A 13,491-nucleotide genomic window follows, 5' to 3' on the forward strand; every position below is an offset into this window, starting at 1 on the left:
GATACAAGTCAACCGGAAAAACCGAAACATATGCGGATATCAAAATCCTTGCACGAGAGCCCCGCCGGGTTCTAGCATTGCAATTCAGACGGGTTTGGGAGACCCCGTCGTGTTTCAAAGTACGAGCACAGGGAGAGCTCATGCATCAGGATTGGATTTGGGGCCTCGTCGGCGGTCTGATGATCGGCGCGGGTGCCGGAGTATATCTATTGGTCAATGGCCGCATCATGGGCGCGAGCGGCATCATCGGCGGGCTGATCGACGGATCGGGCCGCGATACGGTTTCGGAACGCGTGGCTTTTCTGGGCGGGCTCATCGCCGTGCCACCGCTTCTGGTTCCGCTCTACAAGGTCGTTGATACCCACGTGACAAGCTCGATCTGGGTGATCGTCGCGGCGGGCGTGCTGGTGGGTCTGGGTACGCGGCTTGCCAATGGCTGCACCTCGGGGCACGGGGTCTGCGGCATCTCGCGCTTCTCTCTGCGCGGTATCGTGGCGACGGCTTTCTACCTGCTTGGCGGGGGGCTTTCGCTGGTGATCTTCCGCCATCTGCTGGGAGTGATCTGAGATGCGCAATTTCTTTGCATTCCTCTCGGGAGGCCTCTTCGGCGCGGGGCTTCTGGTGGCCGGCATGGTCGACACAAAGAAGGTTCAGGGCTGGCTCGACGTGTTCGGCGACTGGGATCCGACGCTCGCCTTCGTGCTGTCCGGTGCGGTGGGCGTTATGTTCTTTGTCTGGATGGTCGCGCAGCGGCGCGAGAAGTCCATGCTCGGCTCACCGATGCCGGGGGCATTTCCGCGTCTCGTTGACCGGAACCTCGTGCTTGGCTCGCTGTTGTTCGGCGCGGGCTGGGGCATGGCGGGGCTTTGCCCGGGTCCGGCGATGGGCTCGCTGAGCTTCAACGGCTGGCAAGGCTGGCTCTTCATCATCGCGATGGGCGTGGGCATGGCAATTGCGCCGCGGGTCAAGGACTGGCTCTCCGCCCTCGATCGCACGAAGCTCGAAGTGCCACCCTGTGAGAACATCCCCGAGGAAGAGCGCGCACTGGCAGGCAACACCTCGCGCGCAGTGGCTCGCTGAACCTTACAAACCCGATCCGATCTTGAGCGGCGGCAGGTCTCCTGCCGCCTCTTTCTCATTCGCGAGACCGCGCAGGCCATCCATTCCGCCCAGCCCACCGAGCCCGTCACCCTCTTCGGGCAAGTCTAGCCCGCCCAACCCTGCGCCAGTCTCAAGCCCTCCCAATCCGCCAAACGGATCTGGCGCATTGGCTGTCGTGCCGGACAGATCGTCGGGCGCGCCGTAGGCGGCGTTCATCGGGTCGCCCAGCGGACCCGGTTCAACGGGCAGATCGACCTTCGGGAAAGGCGTCTCCCCGGTCGCGACCAGAGCGCTGGGCTTGCGTTTGGGCACGGCTTCCAAACCACCAGTCTCATCAGCCTCGACCAGCCGCAGCGCCCGCATCCCCCGGCTTTGCCCGAGCCGCGCCTGTGAAAGTTTGCGGCGCCCCTGCCCTTCGAGCGCGATCTTCTCCAGGGCGTCCTCGGGGATCGGGATTTCCATGCCGGGAGCAAACCCCATCACGGCAGCCAGAGGCAAGGTCACGCGATGAAGCACCGCGTCGAGCGTGGCGGGGGCCGAGAGCACCGCGCGTTCGAGCGCCTCCTCCCAGTCCGGGCCGGGATCGGGTGCGACAACCCCTTGAACGTCTTGCGCCCGCGCCCTTTTCAGCGCCACGCCCCGGCCCGATTGCGGCACCGCCCAAAGAAAGCCTCCCTCACGCTCGGCGCCCGCGCCAAAGGTGATCCGCGCCGACCAGACCCGGTAGCTGATATCTTCGAGCAGGAGCCCCAGCGGACGCGGATCATCGAGATGGGAGGCGTAGCGAAACCCGCCCGCCCAGGAAATCGCGTCATCCTCGATCAAGAACTCCTCGATCATCGCAAGCAGCGCATCGATGAAATCCGCCGCCATCGCCGCGTCGATCCGCGTCGGCTTGCGCAGCCCCGGTGCGGATTTGCCAAGCCGCCCCATCGTCTGCATCTCTATCAGGACCGATAGGGTTGTGGGCGGCAGCGCAACCAGCCCCAGCCCCTCCCCCGGCCCCTCGATCACCGCGAGCAGCGAGAGGTCCTCCAGCATCTCGGGGAGATCGGCGAGGCCCCGGCGGGTCTCGGTCAGTTCGGTCACGCGCAAGGGTAAGCCCAACATCTCCTGCGCGACCTTGGCGAGGCTTTGCGAGATCGCCTTCTCAGAGGTCATGCGGACGCCGTCCGGGGCGATCCTCCCCGCCTCGGCCTTCCTGCGCAGCACTGAATTGTCGCGCTCCTGAGCCATAACCTCCATCCGCCCGCCAATCGGGACATCCCCCAAGCCTTGGCAGAACGAGCTTTACAAATGGTTGAAATTGCTTGTCGCGTTCAGACCTGTGCGCCCACGGGCGGAGGTGTCGCCGGATCCTTCCGCCGGAGCGGCAGGCTCACGCGGAAGGCCGCGCCGCCCTGTCCGGGCAGATAGTCGATCGTGCCACCGAGATTGGCCATGATCTCGCGGCAGATCGCGAGTCCAAGCCCCGCGCTGCCTGCGCGGCTCTGGTCGGTGAGGCGTGCGAACTTCTCGAAGATCAGCTTTTGCGACTGTTTCGGAATGCCCGAACCGTTATCGAGGAAGTCGATCTGTACCCGCTTGCCGCGCTTTTTCACCTCGATGCGCAGCACCGCACGCTCGGCGTCGCAATACTTGCGCGAGTTCGAGATCAGGTTGATGAAGACCTGCACCAGCCGGTCGGTATCGGTGAAGATCGGCATATGCTCGGTCGGAAAATCGCGCTCGATCCGGAAGGCGCGCTCGGGCTGGGTCGAGGAGGCCGCCTGCACCGCGCGATTGATCAGGTCATGCAGGTTCGCCACCGAGATATTGAGCTGCGCGCGGCGGTTCTCGAGCACCGACAGATCGAGCAGATCATCGAGCAGCCGGGTCAGGCGGCGGGCCTCCTCGTGGATGATCTCGGCGTATTGCGCGCGCATCGCATCTGGCAGGTCCGGCTCCATAAGGATCTCGGAAAAGGCGCGGATCGAGGTCATCGGTGTGCGCAGTTCGTGGCTGATCTGGCTGAGGAAGGCGTCCTTCTGGACCGACAATTCCTTGAGCTTGTCATTGGCCTCGCGCAACGCGCGCGCGGTCCGGGCCAGCTCTTCCGATTTCGCCTCGAGCCGGGCGGAGTATTCCTTCGCCTCGGCCGTCTCGCCCGCCACCGCGATCAGATCCTGCATCGAGACCGACGAGCCGCCGGTGAGCTGCGAGATCATCGCATGGGCCGTAGCCGCCCCCACCGAGCCCGCGAGCTTACGTTCGAGCCGCGCAAGGAAATCGGGGGTAGTGTCGGGCAGGAACCCGGCCTTGCCCTGCCCCGCGGCCTGCGCCTGGAAGAAATGCTGTGCCGGTTCCGCCCCGAGGATACGCTGAGCCATCGAGAGCAGGTCTTCGGCCTCCGCCCCGCCCTGGGCCCAGGATCGGGTTGCCGGTCCCTGATCGTAGATATTGACGAAAGCCACGCCCTGAAGTCGCTCCATCGGCCCCGGGAAGGAGGTCATCGAGAAGATCAGGAAGGCGAGCGTGTTGAACAGAAGTGACCAGAACAGCGCGTGCAGAAGCGGGTCGAGCCCGCCGATCCCGAAGAGCGCATGCGGCCGCAGCCAGCCCAGTCCCAACAGCCCATGGTCGAGCACCGCCTGCGGCAAGAGCCCCGCCTCGCCCACCGACGGCAAGAAGAGAGTGTAGGCCCAAAGCGCAAAGCCGGTGATCAGCCCCGCCGCCGCGCCGACATGGGTGGCCCCGCGCCAGAACATGCCGCCGAGCAGCGCGGGCAGGACCTGCGCCGCACCGACGAAAGCGATCAGGCCGATTGCCGCCAGCGCCTCGGAGCCGCCCGACATCCGGTAATAGGCATAGCCCATCGCAAGGACCACGATGATCGAGACTCGCCGCGAGGCGAGCACAAGCCCGCGCACATCGCCCGGCGCACGCGCATCCGAGCGGCGCAGCGTAAGCCAGAGCGGCGTGACGATATGGTTCGAGACCATCGTGGCCAGCGCGATCGCGGCCACGATCACCATCGAGGTCGCCGAGGAAAATCCGCCGAGGAAAGCCAGCAGCGCGAGCTTGCCCTGCCCCTCCGACAGCGGCAGCGTCAGAACGAAGAGATCCGGGTTTGCACCCTCGGGCATCCGCTCCAGCCCCATTACCGCGATGGGCACGACGAAGAGGCTCATCAGCATCAGATATGCCGGGAAGGCCCAGCTCGCGGTGGCAAGGTGACGCTCGTCCACATTCTCGACCACCAGCACCTGAAACATCCGCGGCAGGGTCAGGATCGCTGCGGCGGAGACAAAGGTGAGACCAGCGAAACGGCCCGGGTTCAGCTCCCATTCCGCGATCTTCGAGGCGTCGATGCGCGAGAGCATGTCCACCGGCCCGCCGCCCAGCCCCCAAACCACGAAGACCCCGACCGCAACCAGCGCGACGAGCTTCACCACCGCTTCGAGCGCGATTGCCGTGACAACGCCGTGATGGCGCTCGTTCGCGTCGAGATTGCGGGTGCCGAAAAGAATGGTGAAGATCGCAAGCCCGCCCGCGATCCAGAGCGCCGTCGCGCCCTGGTCGGGAAGCGCCCAACCCTCGGGCGTGCCTGCCGCGAAGACGCCAAAGCTCAGTGTCACCGATTGCAGTTGCAGCGCGATATAGGGTGTGGCCGCGGCGACAGACATCAACGTGACGATGACGCCAAGCGTGTTCGATTTACCGTAGCGGCTGGAGATCAGGTCGGCGATCGAGGTCACCCGATGGGTCCGGCCGATCCGCACCAACTTGCGCAGCACCCACCACCAGCCGACGAAAACCAGCGTCGGGCCTAGGTAGATCGTGAGGAATTCCAGCCCCGAGCGCGCCGCATAGCCAACCGCACCATAAAACGTCCAGGCGGTGCAATAGATCGAGAGCGATAGCGTGTAGATCACCGGCGAGCGCAGGAAGCGCAACCGGCGGCGTTGCGCGCGGCGCTCTGCCACGAAGGCCACCGAGAAGAGCACGATCACATAGCCGAGGCAAACCGCGACGAGGATATTGAAGGGCATCTCAGCCCTCCGCTGCGTCGTCGGGATCAGCCCCCCGCACACGCCCGGCCGTCGCGAACCCTTCCGGCAGTTCCTCGACATCGAGCACCGGCCCGAGCCCGCGCGCGATCAGGAAAGCCGCGAGGATAAGCCCGATCCAGACCGCAAAGAGATAGAGCCCTCCCCGACCGGTGTCAGGCGCCACGGTCTCCGCAGGATGCCAGAGCCCCGGCAGCAGGATCAGTACCACGCCCAAAACCGGCAACAACCGCGCCGCATCCATCAGGCGGCGGCGGCGATAGGATCTTCGGGCGAGAAAGAGCGGTTGGCCCGTTTGCGGCATCAAGCAGGCTCCCGGCGGGCCTCGCCGCCCCCGGTGATCGCCTCGAGCCGGGCCAGCACATCGGCATTGGCGAAAGGCTTGGCGAGGAAGGCGGTGGCCCCCGCGCGCTCGGCTGCCTCGCGGTCACGGCCCTGCCCGCGCGCGCTCAGCATCAGCACCGGCAAGCGCGAGAGATCGGCATCCGCGCGCAAATCCGACAGGATTTCGAGACCGGAACGCCCCGGCAGCATCAGATCCAGAATGATTGCGTCGGGCAGCACCTCGGCGATGCGCGACATCGCCTGCGCCCCGTCGCCCAGAACCGACACCGCCCAACCCGCGCGTGACAGGATGAAGCGGATCGCCTCGGCGATATGCGGCTCGTCCTCAATCAGCAAAACCTGTTTATTCGGCATCGCCACTCCCCCTCGCCTGACTATCGCGGGCAGGCTGCGTGGTGTCAAACCCTTGCAGGGCTTATCCTGCACCAGAAACGATCGAGGGCTCACGCCGACCCGGGCAATCCGCGCGCGGACAGATCCGGCAGGAGGCACCGATCGCGCGGGCCGGGGCCTCGGTCGCCTCCGCCGGCGCAGGGAGGATCAGCATCGTCGCGCGCATCAGCAAAGGCCCGTCGAACCCGGTCGGGCGCGGCTCGCTGACCGCATAGGTCAGAAAACGCTGCGGCAAGCGGCCCGCCATGTCGACCAGTGCTCGTATCGGCTGGGTGGGACGCGCCAGCGCCTCGTAAAGCGGCCAGAGCGGACAAGCTGCGGCAAAGCGCGGCGGGGCGAAACCGGGCGCGGGACGGCGGAAGGTCAGGGTTCCCGAGCCGTCACAAATCACCAGCCCTGGCTGGCCGAGCCCCGGCTGACCGGGCGGCAGCGCCGCGAGGCGACGCAAAACCTGCGCCAGGGGCGCGCCGGTGCGCGCAACGATTGCACCTGGATCGGGGCCGAGATCGGCCAGTGCCGCGTGCATCGTCTCGAGCGGCAAGGCGCGGGCATCGTTGGTCAGCTGTGCCAGATGCTGCTCGGCCAGCGCCCGCGCCGCCGCCGACGCCAATTCCGGCGCACCCGCGATCAGATCGGGCACCGATGCCTCACCCGCCTCGATCTCGGGGAAATGCCATGCCCGCGCCTCGAGCCAGGCTTCGAGCTGTTCTTGCGGCGAGGACAGCCCCGTCTCCGCCGTTTCCATCTCGTCGAGATAACCCACCAGCGCCTCGGCGGTGCCCGAAAGACGCAGGCTTTCCTCCTGGATCGTCTGGAGAAACCGCGCGCGCCACTCGGGCTCGATATCCTCTGTCTCGACGAGAATTGCAGCGGTCGAGCGCAGGCTCGTCACCGCCGAAAGAACCTCATGCAACGAGGTCAGCAGGAACGGGTCTTGCGCCATGCGCTCGGCATAGGCCTCGACCACACGCTCAAGCGCCGCAAGCCGCGCCTGACGCGATGCTAGAAGCGCGGCCCAGGCCGGAAAACGACCTACGAATTCCTCGATCCGGTCGAGATCGGGGGCCTGATACAGCGCCCCCCCTTCGGATTCGGCCGCGGCCGCGGCCTCGCGAAGCCCGTCGAACAACGCCCCTTCCGCGCCCTCGCTGAGCGCGACCGGATCAACGCCCATCGCCTGCGCGATGCGCTCCATCAACGCATCACCCACCCTGCGGCGGTTATGTTCGATCAGGTTGAGATAAGCCGCCGAAATCCCTGCTGCGCGGGCGAGATCGGCCTGCTTTAGACCCAGCGCAGTGCGCCGTTCGCGAATGCGGGTACCAGTAAGAGCGGAACGGGCCATGCCAAGTCCTCCTGCACCAGCTTTACAGCCAAGCGCAGGAGGGCAAAAGGCATTTACCAGCCTTTACACGCGATCAGCAGGGGCCGGTGCCCGCAGGCGCAACCGTCGCCATGCCCGAGATCGACTCGACGCCCGGCTCACATTGGCCGACGTCTTTCTCGAACTGGGCACAACCGGCAAGTGCGGCAAGCGCCAAGACCGCAAGCAGTTTCACAGCTCGGAAGTTGTGATGGTCTTTCATGATTTTCTCCTTCTCTCCATGTGCGAAGGATCTCCCTTTGCGAGTGTGAATTTACACTGGAGGCGCCGCTTGCGCCCTGATCCGTGTCAAGATCGCCACCGTTTTTCGCGCCCCGATTTGACAGCCGACCGGAATGCGCCATTCTCAATGCGGCAGCGCAGCAATTTTCGGGAGAGACAATGCAACCCGAGCAGATCGAGACAGAACTGCAACAAGCGATCGGCGCCGCACAGCGCGTGCTGCCCGATTGGGCGGTGGCTCTGGCGGCCTATGTGATCGCGGCATTCCTGGCGTTGGTTCTGTTTCGCGTCGTCTTCTCGATGCTGACGCGGGCGGTGGCGGAGCGCGACCTGTTCTGGCGCTCGCTGGTCACCCGCGCGGCGCGGCCCCTGCGGCTCGTGCTGCTGATCATGGCGCTCGGTTTCGCCAACGGGCTTGCTCCGGCAAGTGCGGCCACGACCACGACGATCACCCATGTCCTGCTCGTCGCGCTGATCCTGAGCCTTGCCTGGATCGCCTATACCGCCCTCTATATCTGGACGACGATCCACCTTCGGCGCTTCAAGCTCGATGCCGAGGACAACCTGCTTGCGCGCAAGCACGTGACGCAGACCCGGATCCTGATGCGCGTCGCCAAGGTGATGATCGTGATCCTTGCCGTGGCCGCTGCCTTGATGACCTTCCCCGCGGTGCGCCAATACGGCGTCTCGCTGCTGGCGGCCGGAGGAGCTGCCGGGATCGTCGTCGGTCTTGCCCTGCAACCTGTTTTGAAGAACCTCTTCGCAGGCATTCAGCTTGCGTTGACCCAGCCGATCCGCATCGACGATGCCCTGATCGTGGAAGGAGAATGGGGCAATGTCGAGGAGATCACCTCGACCTATGTGGTGATCCGGATCTGGGACTGGCGGCGATTGGTCGTTCCACTGAGCTATTTCATCGAACAACCTTTCCAGAACTGGACACGCGAGAGCGCCGAACTGATCGGGACGGTGATGATCTATCTCGATCATACTGCCGATATAGAGGCGGTCCGCGCCAAGGCCCGCGAGATTACCGAGGCTGACCCCCTCTGGGATGGCAAGGTCTTTGCGGTGCAGGTGACCGATTTCCGGGAGCGGGTGATGGAGGTGCGCATCCTCGCCTCCGCCCGCAACGGCCCGCGCACCTATGATCTGCGCTGCAATATCCGCGAAAAACTCGTGAGTTGGTTACAGGCCGAGATGCCGAGCGCCCTGCCTCGCACCCGCGCGGACCTCTCTTCCGGCGAAGCCGTGCAGTTTGCGGCGCCCGAGATCAGCGGCCCTAAGCCACCGCCCGAGACAGGCGGGCTTTGACCCACTCATGTTCTCACAGATCGCCCGTCGCTGCTGCTAGTCGAAGGCGCGGAACCGCGCCCCGAAATTGATCGCTTTGTTCGAGCAGGCATCCATCGCGTCGATCAGCCAGAGCCGGTCAGGCGCTTTCCCTACCAGCAGATGACGCCCCAAGGCTGCCTCTCCCTTGGCGATATTGCCAGCGAGATCGCCCCTGAACCCCATCAATCGTTTCAGCCAGAAGTCCTGCGCCTCTCCCACATAGCCGCCACCGCCGCCGCCCGGTGCGATCGTACGGGCCACGGCAAGACAATATCCCGCCTCGACCCCTTCCGTCTGCGTATCGAAGAGATAGCCAAGCGGTGCCGCGAATTGGCTTTTCCAAGTAAGCCAAAACAGGCCCGTCAGGAAAACCGCCCCCAGTACGAAGGCGAGATAGACACGCAACGGCAAGACCGTATCGGTCGGCGCCCGATAGCGCCCGTGCCTTCCTGCGCGAACATGATTGCCTTGATCGATCATGTAGACCTCCTTGGGCCCAGCAAAACCGATTCTCGTTAACAAAACGTCGAAAAGAAAACGCCCTCCGGCGGGGGCCGGAGGGCGCAAGCGTTCAAGACAGGATCAACTCAGAGGCCAGCCTTGTCGGTGACCTCATGCGTCCAGGCGCCTTCCGGCTTCTTGGTGATGACCGGATCCGAACCGCCCGACATCAGCACGTCCACGGTGCGCTCGTAATCGGCCGGATCAAGCGCGCCATTCGACCCTTCGGTCAGCTTGGCGACCTCGGTCATCATGCGCTCCTGATGCTCCATCGTCTGCGCGCCGGTCTCGTCATATTCGAGCACGATCTCGGCGGCTTCCTTCGGGTTCGCCTCGGCGTATTTCCAGCCCTCCATCGAGGCTTTCACGAATTTCGCCATCTTCTCGACGAAAGCCGGGTCCTTGAGGTTGTCTTCCATGACATAGAGGCCGTCTTCCAGCGTCGCGACACCCTCGTCCTCGTATTTGAAGGTGATGAGCTGATCGGGCGAGATACCCGCGTCGATGACCTGCCAGTATTCGTTATAGGTCATGGTCGAAATACAGGCCGCCTGCTTTTGCAGGAGCGGATCGACGTTGAAGCCCTGCTTGAGCACGGTCACGCCATCATCGCCGCCCTCGGTCGAGATGCCCAGATGGTTCATCCAGCTCAGGAACGGGTATTCATTGCCGAAGAACCACACGCCCAGCGTATGGCCGGGGAAGTCCTTGGGGCTCTCGATGCCCGATTCCTTGAGGCAGGTCAGCATCATGCCCGATTTCTTGTAGGGCTGGGCGATGTTGACGAGCGGCAGGCCCTTTTCGCGCGCTGCCAGTGCCGCCGGCATCCAGTCGACGATCACGTCGGCACCACCGCCCGCGATCACCTGCTCGGGCGCGATATCGGGGCCGCCCGGCTTGATCGTCACGTCGAGGCCCGCATCCGAATAGTAGCCCTTCTCGAGCGCCACATAATAGCCCGCGAACTGGGCCTGGGTGACCCATTTGAGCTGCAGCGTCACATCCTCATTGGCCCAGGCGGCGCCCGCCATGGTGAGGCTTGCCGCCACCCCCGCGATCAGTTTCTTCATCGTTTCACTCCACTGTTGGCCCCGGATCTTGCGCCCGGGATTTTGGTTATTTCTCAGGCTCGTGCCCTAGGTTCGGGCCCGTTGCGACGGGTGCCAGAACGTCACCAGCTTCTCGATCAGGGCGACCAGCCCATAGAAGCCCGAGCCCGCAAGGGCCGCAACGGTAATTTCCGACCACACGAGCGGCAGATCAAGCTGCCCCACGGCGGTCGAGATACGAAAACCCATCCCCATCGTCGGGCTGCCGAAAAATTCGGCAACGATCGCACCGATCAGCGCCAGCGTCGTCGCGATCTTGAGCCCGTTGAACAGGAACGGCATGGCCGCGGGCAGGCGCATCTTGAACAGCCCCTGCCAGTAGCTGGCCGAATAGGTCGCCATCAGGTCGCGCTGCAGAGCATCGGTCGCGGCCAGCCCCGCCACCATGTTCACCAGAACCGGGAAGAAGACCATCACCACGACGACCGCCGCCTTGGACTGCCAGTCGAAGCCGAACCACATCACGAGGATCGGCGCGATGCCGACGATCGGCAGGGCAGCCACGAAATTCCCGATCGGCAGCAGACCGCGCTGCAGGAAGGGCGAGCGGTCGATCAGCACCGCCACCACCACGGCCGCGCCGCAGCCGATCAGGTAGCCCGAGAGCGCGCCCTTCAGGATCGTCTGCATGAAATCCTCGCGCAGGATATCAGTCGAGGCGGCGAAGCTTGCCGCGATCTGGCTTGGCGCGGGCAGGATGACGGGGCTGATATTGAGCCCCAAGACCAACCCTTCCCACAAGATCAGGATCGTGAGCCCGAACAGAGCCGGGATCAGGAACCGCGCCCAGCGCTCGGCCCCATGCGCCTTCGCCAGCCAGGAATTCAGCGCCCAGGCCGCGAGCCAGAAGACAATCGCGAAAATCAGCCAGCTCATCGCACCATCCCCATCCGCTTGAGCGTGATCTGCTCGATGATGCCGACGACCACGACGAGGATCGCAGCAAGTGCGGCGGCGGCAAACAGCGCCGACCAGATCTGCACCGTCTGCCCGTAATAGCTGCCCGACAGCAGCCGCGCGCCCAGCCCGCGCGTGGCGCCTGCGGGCAGTTCGGCGACGATCGTGCCCACGAGGCTCGCCGCCACGCCGACCTTCAGCGAGGCGAAAAGGTAAGGCATCGAGGACGGTAGCCGCAGCTTCCAGAAGGTCTCGCCCTTGGAAGCGTTATAGGTCTTCAGCAAATCAAGCTGCATGTGGTCGGGCGCTCGCAGCCCCTTCACCATCCCCACCAGAACCGGGAAGAAACTCAGATAGGCCGCGATGATCGCCTTGGGCAGCAAGCCGGTGATCCCGAGGCTCGCCAGAACCACGATCACCATCGGCGCGATCGCGAGGATCGGGATCGTCTGGCTGGCGATCGCCCAGGGCATGACGCTGAGATCCATCGCCCGGCTATGGGTGATCCCCACCGCCAGCAAGATCCCCAGCCCCGTGCCCAGCGCAAACCCCGCCAAGGTCGCCGAGAGCGTGATCCAGCCGTGATAGACGAGGCTGCGCTTCGAGGTGATCTTCTGCCCCGCGACGCCTTCCCAAAGCCCGACCGCCACCTGATGCGGCGCAGGCAGCACGGGGCGCTTCTGGTTCATCGTATCGACGACGACCTCCGAGAAACTCACCTCCTGCCCGGCCCGCGCGGCCTGGTCATAGGTCCATTGCGAATTCAGCCAGACCGTCGCCCCGTACCAGAGCAGGATGATCGCGGCCAGAACGGTCAGAACGGGCGCCACCATCTTCATGACAAGACCCTCCGCTTCGACTTGGCCGAAATATCCTCGGGGGGTGAATGGCGCAGCCAGAAGGGGGCAGACAGCCCACCTGCCCGGGTCGCGATCAGCGCATCACTCATCATACGCATGCCCCGCCCGCAGCCCCTCGCGCACCCGGTGCGCGATTTGCAGGAATTCTTCACTGTCGCGAATATCAAGCGGGCGCGGCCCGCGCGGCAGGGTGCTCTCGATCACCTCGTGGATGCGGCCCGGCCGGGGCGACATCACCACGATCTTTGTCGAGAGATAGACCGCCTCTGGGATCGAGTGGGTGACGAAGCCGATCGTCTTGTTCGTCGCCGACCAGAGCTTCAGCAGCTCCTCGTTGAGCTTGTCGCGCACGATCTCGTCGAGCGCGCCGAAAGGCTCGTCCATCAGCAGGATCTCGGCGTCGAAGGCAAGCGCCCGCGCGATCGAGGCGCGCTGCTGCATGCCCCCCGACAGCTGCCAGGGAAACTTCTTGCCGAACCCCTCCAGATCGACGAGCGAGAGCACTTTCTCAACCCGCGCATCCATTTCGCTGCGCGGATAGCCCATGATTTCCAGCGGAAGTTTCACATTTCCAGCAATCGTGCGCCACGGATACAGACCCGCCGCCTGGAACACATAGCCATAGCTGCGCGCCTTGCGCGCCTCCTCGGCGCTCATCCCGTTGACGCGCAATTCACCCCCCGTGGGCGTCTCGAGCGCCGCGATACAGCGCAGGAAGGTCGTCTTGCCGCAGCCCGAGGGACCGATGAAGGAGACGAAATCGCCCTTCTCGATATCGAGATCGATATCCTTGAGCGCGTGGACAGGCCCGTCATTCGTCTGGAATGTCAGGTTGAGCCCTCGGGCCTTGATCACCGGAACAGCCGTCATCCGCGCCTCCAAAGGGTTTTGTCCGCGATTTCGACGCTATTGCCCGCCGGATCGCGCAGATAGATCGAGCGCGCGCCGTTCGGCCAGAAGAAATCGGCCTCAATCTCCACGTTGTTTTCCCTCAAGTGTCGTTCCCATTCATTCATTTCTTCGGCTTTCGCGGCGAGACATACATGGCCCGGACCGATCGCGCCATGGGGCGGAACCGGCAGGGCTGACGCGTCATCGGAAGGCACGCGTGTCGCCTCGGCGATGAAGGTCAGGATCACCCCCTCGCCGCAGCGAAAGAAGACATGCCGTCCGTCGCGCCGCGTCAGCCGTTCGAGCCCCAGCAACCCGCCATAGAAAGCCTCGGTCGCGTCGAGATCCTCGACATAGACCGCGGCCTCGAGAAGGCCGGTGCTGACCGGGGCCCCCATCTGGCC

Annotated in this window: 15 protein-coding genes; 3 read left to right on the forward strand and 12 right to left on the reverse strand. The window is 64.6% G+C overall.

The features are described 5' to 3' along the window. Window positions 1–140 precede the first annotated feature (140 nt). Both BMI90_RS00135 and BMI90_RS00140 read left to right on the forward strand, forming a co-directional pair. Window positions 141–566 carry a YeeE/YedE thiosulfate transporter family protein gene (locus BMI90_RS00135; RefSeq protein WP_078524736.1) on the forward strand — a complete coding sequence of 142 codons (426 nt, stop codon included), beginning with the start codon at window positions 141–143 and terminating at the stop codon, window positions 564–566. A gap of 1 nt (window position 567) precedes the next feature. Continuing rightward, window positions 568–1,080, forward strand: coding sequence for a DUF6691 family protein (locus BMI90_RS00140; RefSeq protein ID WP_337957681.1), 513 nt, complete (start codon window positions 568–570; stop codon window positions 1,078–1,080). Between the two features lie 3 nt (window positions 1,081–1,083). On the opposite strand, the gene BMI90_RS00145 is transcribed toward BMI90_RS00140, so the two are convergent. The 6 genes from BMI90_RS00145 to BMI90_RS18660 form a co-directional block, all read right to left on the reverse strand. Next, on the reverse strand, window positions 1,084–2,337 hold the full coding sequence (locus tag BMI90_RS00145) for a FliM/FliN family flagellar motor switch protein (RefSeq protein WP_168172694.1): 1,254 nt from the start codon (window positions 2,335–2,337) through the stop codon (window positions 1,084–1,086). A gap of 83 nt (window positions 2,338–2,420) precedes the next feature. Beyond that, window positions 2,421–5,132 (reverse strand): sensor histidine kinase, encoded by a 2,712-nt coding sequence (locus BMI90_RS00150; RefSeq protein WP_078524740.1) that lies wholly within the window; start codon window positions 5,130–5,132, stop codon window positions 2,421–2,423. Window position 5,133: 1 nt separating this feature from the next. Then, window positions 5,134–5,454, reverse strand: coding sequence for a hypothetical protein (locus BMI90_RS00155; protein ID WP_078524742.1), 321 nt, complete (start codon window positions 5,452–5,454; stop codon window positions 5,134–5,136). After that, complete coding sequence (locus tag BMI90_RS00160; RefSeq protein WP_078524744.1) at window positions 5,454–5,849, reverse strand: response regulator; 396 nt, start codon at window positions 5,847–5,849, stop codon at window positions 5,454–5,456. The genes BMI90_RS00155 and BMI90_RS00160 overlap by 1 nt, the downstream gene beginning before the upstream one ends. Window positions 5,850–5,910: 61 nt before the next feature. Next, window positions 5,911–7,233 carry a helix-turn-helix transcriptional regulator gene (locus BMI90_RS00165; RefSeq protein WP_078524747.1) on the reverse strand — a complete coding sequence of 441 codons (1,323 nt, stop codon included), beginning with the start codon at window positions 7,231–7,233 and terminating at the stop codon, window positions 5,911–5,913. A 73-nt stretch (window positions 7,234–7,306) separates the two neighbouring features. Further along, window positions 7,307–7,474: a hypothetical protein gene (locus tag BMI90_RS18660; protein WP_168172695.1), complete on the reverse strand. Its 168-nt coding sequence runs from the start codon at window positions 7,472–7,474 to the stop codon at window positions 7,307–7,309. Window positions 7,475–7,653: 179 nt separating this feature from the next. On the opposite strand from BMI90_RS18660, the gene BMI90_RS00170 reads away from it, so the two are divergent. Next, entirely contained in the window at window positions 7,654–8,808 is a 1,155-nt protein-coding gene (locus BMI90_RS00170; protein ID WP_078524749.1) for a mechanosensitive ion channel family protein, read from the forward strand. Window positions 8,809–8,844: 36 nt separating this feature from the next. Here the strand turns inward: BMI90_RS00170 and BMI90_RS00175 are convergent, their stop codons facing one another. From BMI90_RS00175 to BMI90_RS00200, 6 genes are all read right to left on the reverse strand, one after another. Continuing rightward, window positions 8,845–9,309, reverse strand: coding sequence for a hypothetical protein (locus tag BMI90_RS00175; protein WP_078524752.1), 465 nt, complete (start codon window positions 9,307–9,309; stop codon window positions 8,845–8,847). 107 nt (window positions 9,310–9,416) lie between these two features. Further along, window positions 9,417–10,400 carry an ABC transporter substrate-binding protein gene (locus BMI90_RS00180; RefSeq protein WP_078524753.1) on the reverse strand — a complete coding sequence of 328 codons (984 nt, stop codon included), beginning with the start codon at window positions 10,398–10,400 and terminating at the stop codon, window positions 9,417–9,419. Between the two features lie 66 nt (window positions 10,401–10,466). Next, window positions 10,467–11,315 carry an ABC transporter permease gene (locus BMI90_RS00185; protein ID WP_078524755.1) on the reverse strand — a complete coding sequence of 283 codons (849 nt, stop codon included), beginning with the start codon at window positions 11,313–11,315 and terminating at the stop codon, window positions 10,467–10,469. Next, window positions 11,312–12,175, reverse strand: a complete 864-nt coding sequence (locus tag BMI90_RS00190) for an ABC transporter permease (RefSeq protein ID WP_078524757.1) — start codon at window positions 12,173–12,175, stop codon at window positions 11,312–11,314. Before BMI90_RS00190 ends, BMI90_RS00185 begins: the two co-directional genes overlap by 4 nt. A gap of 102 nt (window positions 12,176–12,277) precedes the next feature. Continuing rightward, entirely contained in the window at window positions 12,278–13,066 is a 789-nt protein-coding gene (locus BMI90_RS00195; RefSeq protein ID WP_078524759.1) for an ABC transporter ATP-binding protein, read from the reverse strand. Next, a complete protein-coding gene (locus tag BMI90_RS00200; RefSeq protein WP_078524761.1) occupies window positions 13,063–13,485 on the reverse strand; it encodes a VOC family protein in 423 nt (140 codons plus the stop codon). Before BMI90_RS00200 ends, BMI90_RS00195 begins: the two co-directional genes overlap by 4 nt. Window positions 13,486–13,491: the final 6 nt, after the last annotated feature.

Source organism: Thioclava sp. L04-15, from assembly GCF_002020275.1.
GTDB classification, from domain to species: domain Bacteria; phylum Pseudomonadota; class Alphaproteobacteria; order Rhodobacterales; family Rhodobacteraceae; genus Thioclava; species Thioclava marina.

Bases quoted from the DNA above. Each gene is read 5' to 3' on its own strand.
- BMI90_RS00135 (WP_078524736.1), top strand. From the start codon at position 141: ATGCATCAGGATTGGATTTGGGGCCTCGTCGGCGGTCTGATGATCGGC.
- BMI90_RS00140 (WP_337957681.1), top strand. From the start codon at position 568: ATGCGCAATTTCTTTGCATTCCTCTCGGGAGGCCTCTTCGGCGCGGGG.
- BMI90_RS00145 (WP_168172694.1), bottom strand. From the start codon at position 2,337: ATGGCTCAGGAGCGCGACAATTCAGTGCTGCGCAGGAAGGCCGAGGCG.
- BMI90_RS00150 (WP_078524740.1), bottom strand. From the start codon at position 5,132: ATGCCCTTCAATATCCTCGTCGCGGTTTGCCTCGGCTATGTGATCGTG.
- BMI90_RS00155 (WP_078524742.1), bottom strand. From the start codon at position 5,454: ATGCCGCAAACGGGCCAACCGCTCTTTCTCGCCCGAAGATCCTATCGC.
- BMI90_RS00160 (WP_078524744.1), bottom strand. From the start codon at position 5,849: ATGCCGAATAAACAGGTTTTGCTGATTGAGGACGAGCCGCATATCGCC.
- BMI90_RS00165 (WP_078524747.1), bottom strand. From the start codon at position 7,233: ATGGCCCGTTCCGCTCTTACTGGTACCCGCATTCGCGAACGGCGCACT.
- BMI90_RS18660 (WP_168172695.1), bottom strand. From the start codon at position 7,474: ATGAAAGACCATCACAACTTCCGAGCTGTGAAACTGCTTGCGGTCTTG.
- BMI90_RS00170 (WP_078524749.1), top strand. From the start codon at position 7,654: ATGCAACCCGAGCAGATCGAGACAGAACTGCAACAAGCGATCGGCGCC.
- BMI90_RS00175 (WP_078524752.1), bottom strand. From the start codon at position 9,309: ATGATCGATCAAGGCAATCATGTTCGCGCAGGAAGGCACGGGCGCTAT.
- BMI90_RS00180 (WP_078524753.1), bottom strand. From the start codon at position 10,400: ATGAAGAAACTGATCGCGGGGGTGGCGGCAAGCCTCACCATGGCGGGC.
- BMI90_RS00185 (WP_078524755.1), bottom strand. From the start codon at position 11,315: ATGAGCTGGCTGATTTTCGCGATTGTCTTCTGGCTCGCGGCCTGGGCG.
- BMI90_RS00190 (WP_078524757.1), bottom strand. From the start codon at position 12,175: ATGAAGATGGTGGCGCCCGTTCTGACCGTTCTGGCCGCGATCATCCTG.
- BMI90_RS00195 (WP_078524759.1), bottom strand. From the start codon at position 13,066: ATGACGGCTGTTCCGGTGATCAAGGCCCGAGGGCTCAACCTGACATTC.
- BMI90_RS00200 (WP_078524761.1), bottom strand. From the start codon at position 13,485: ATGGGGGCCCCGGTCAGCACCGGCCTTCTCGAGGCCGCGGTCTATGTC.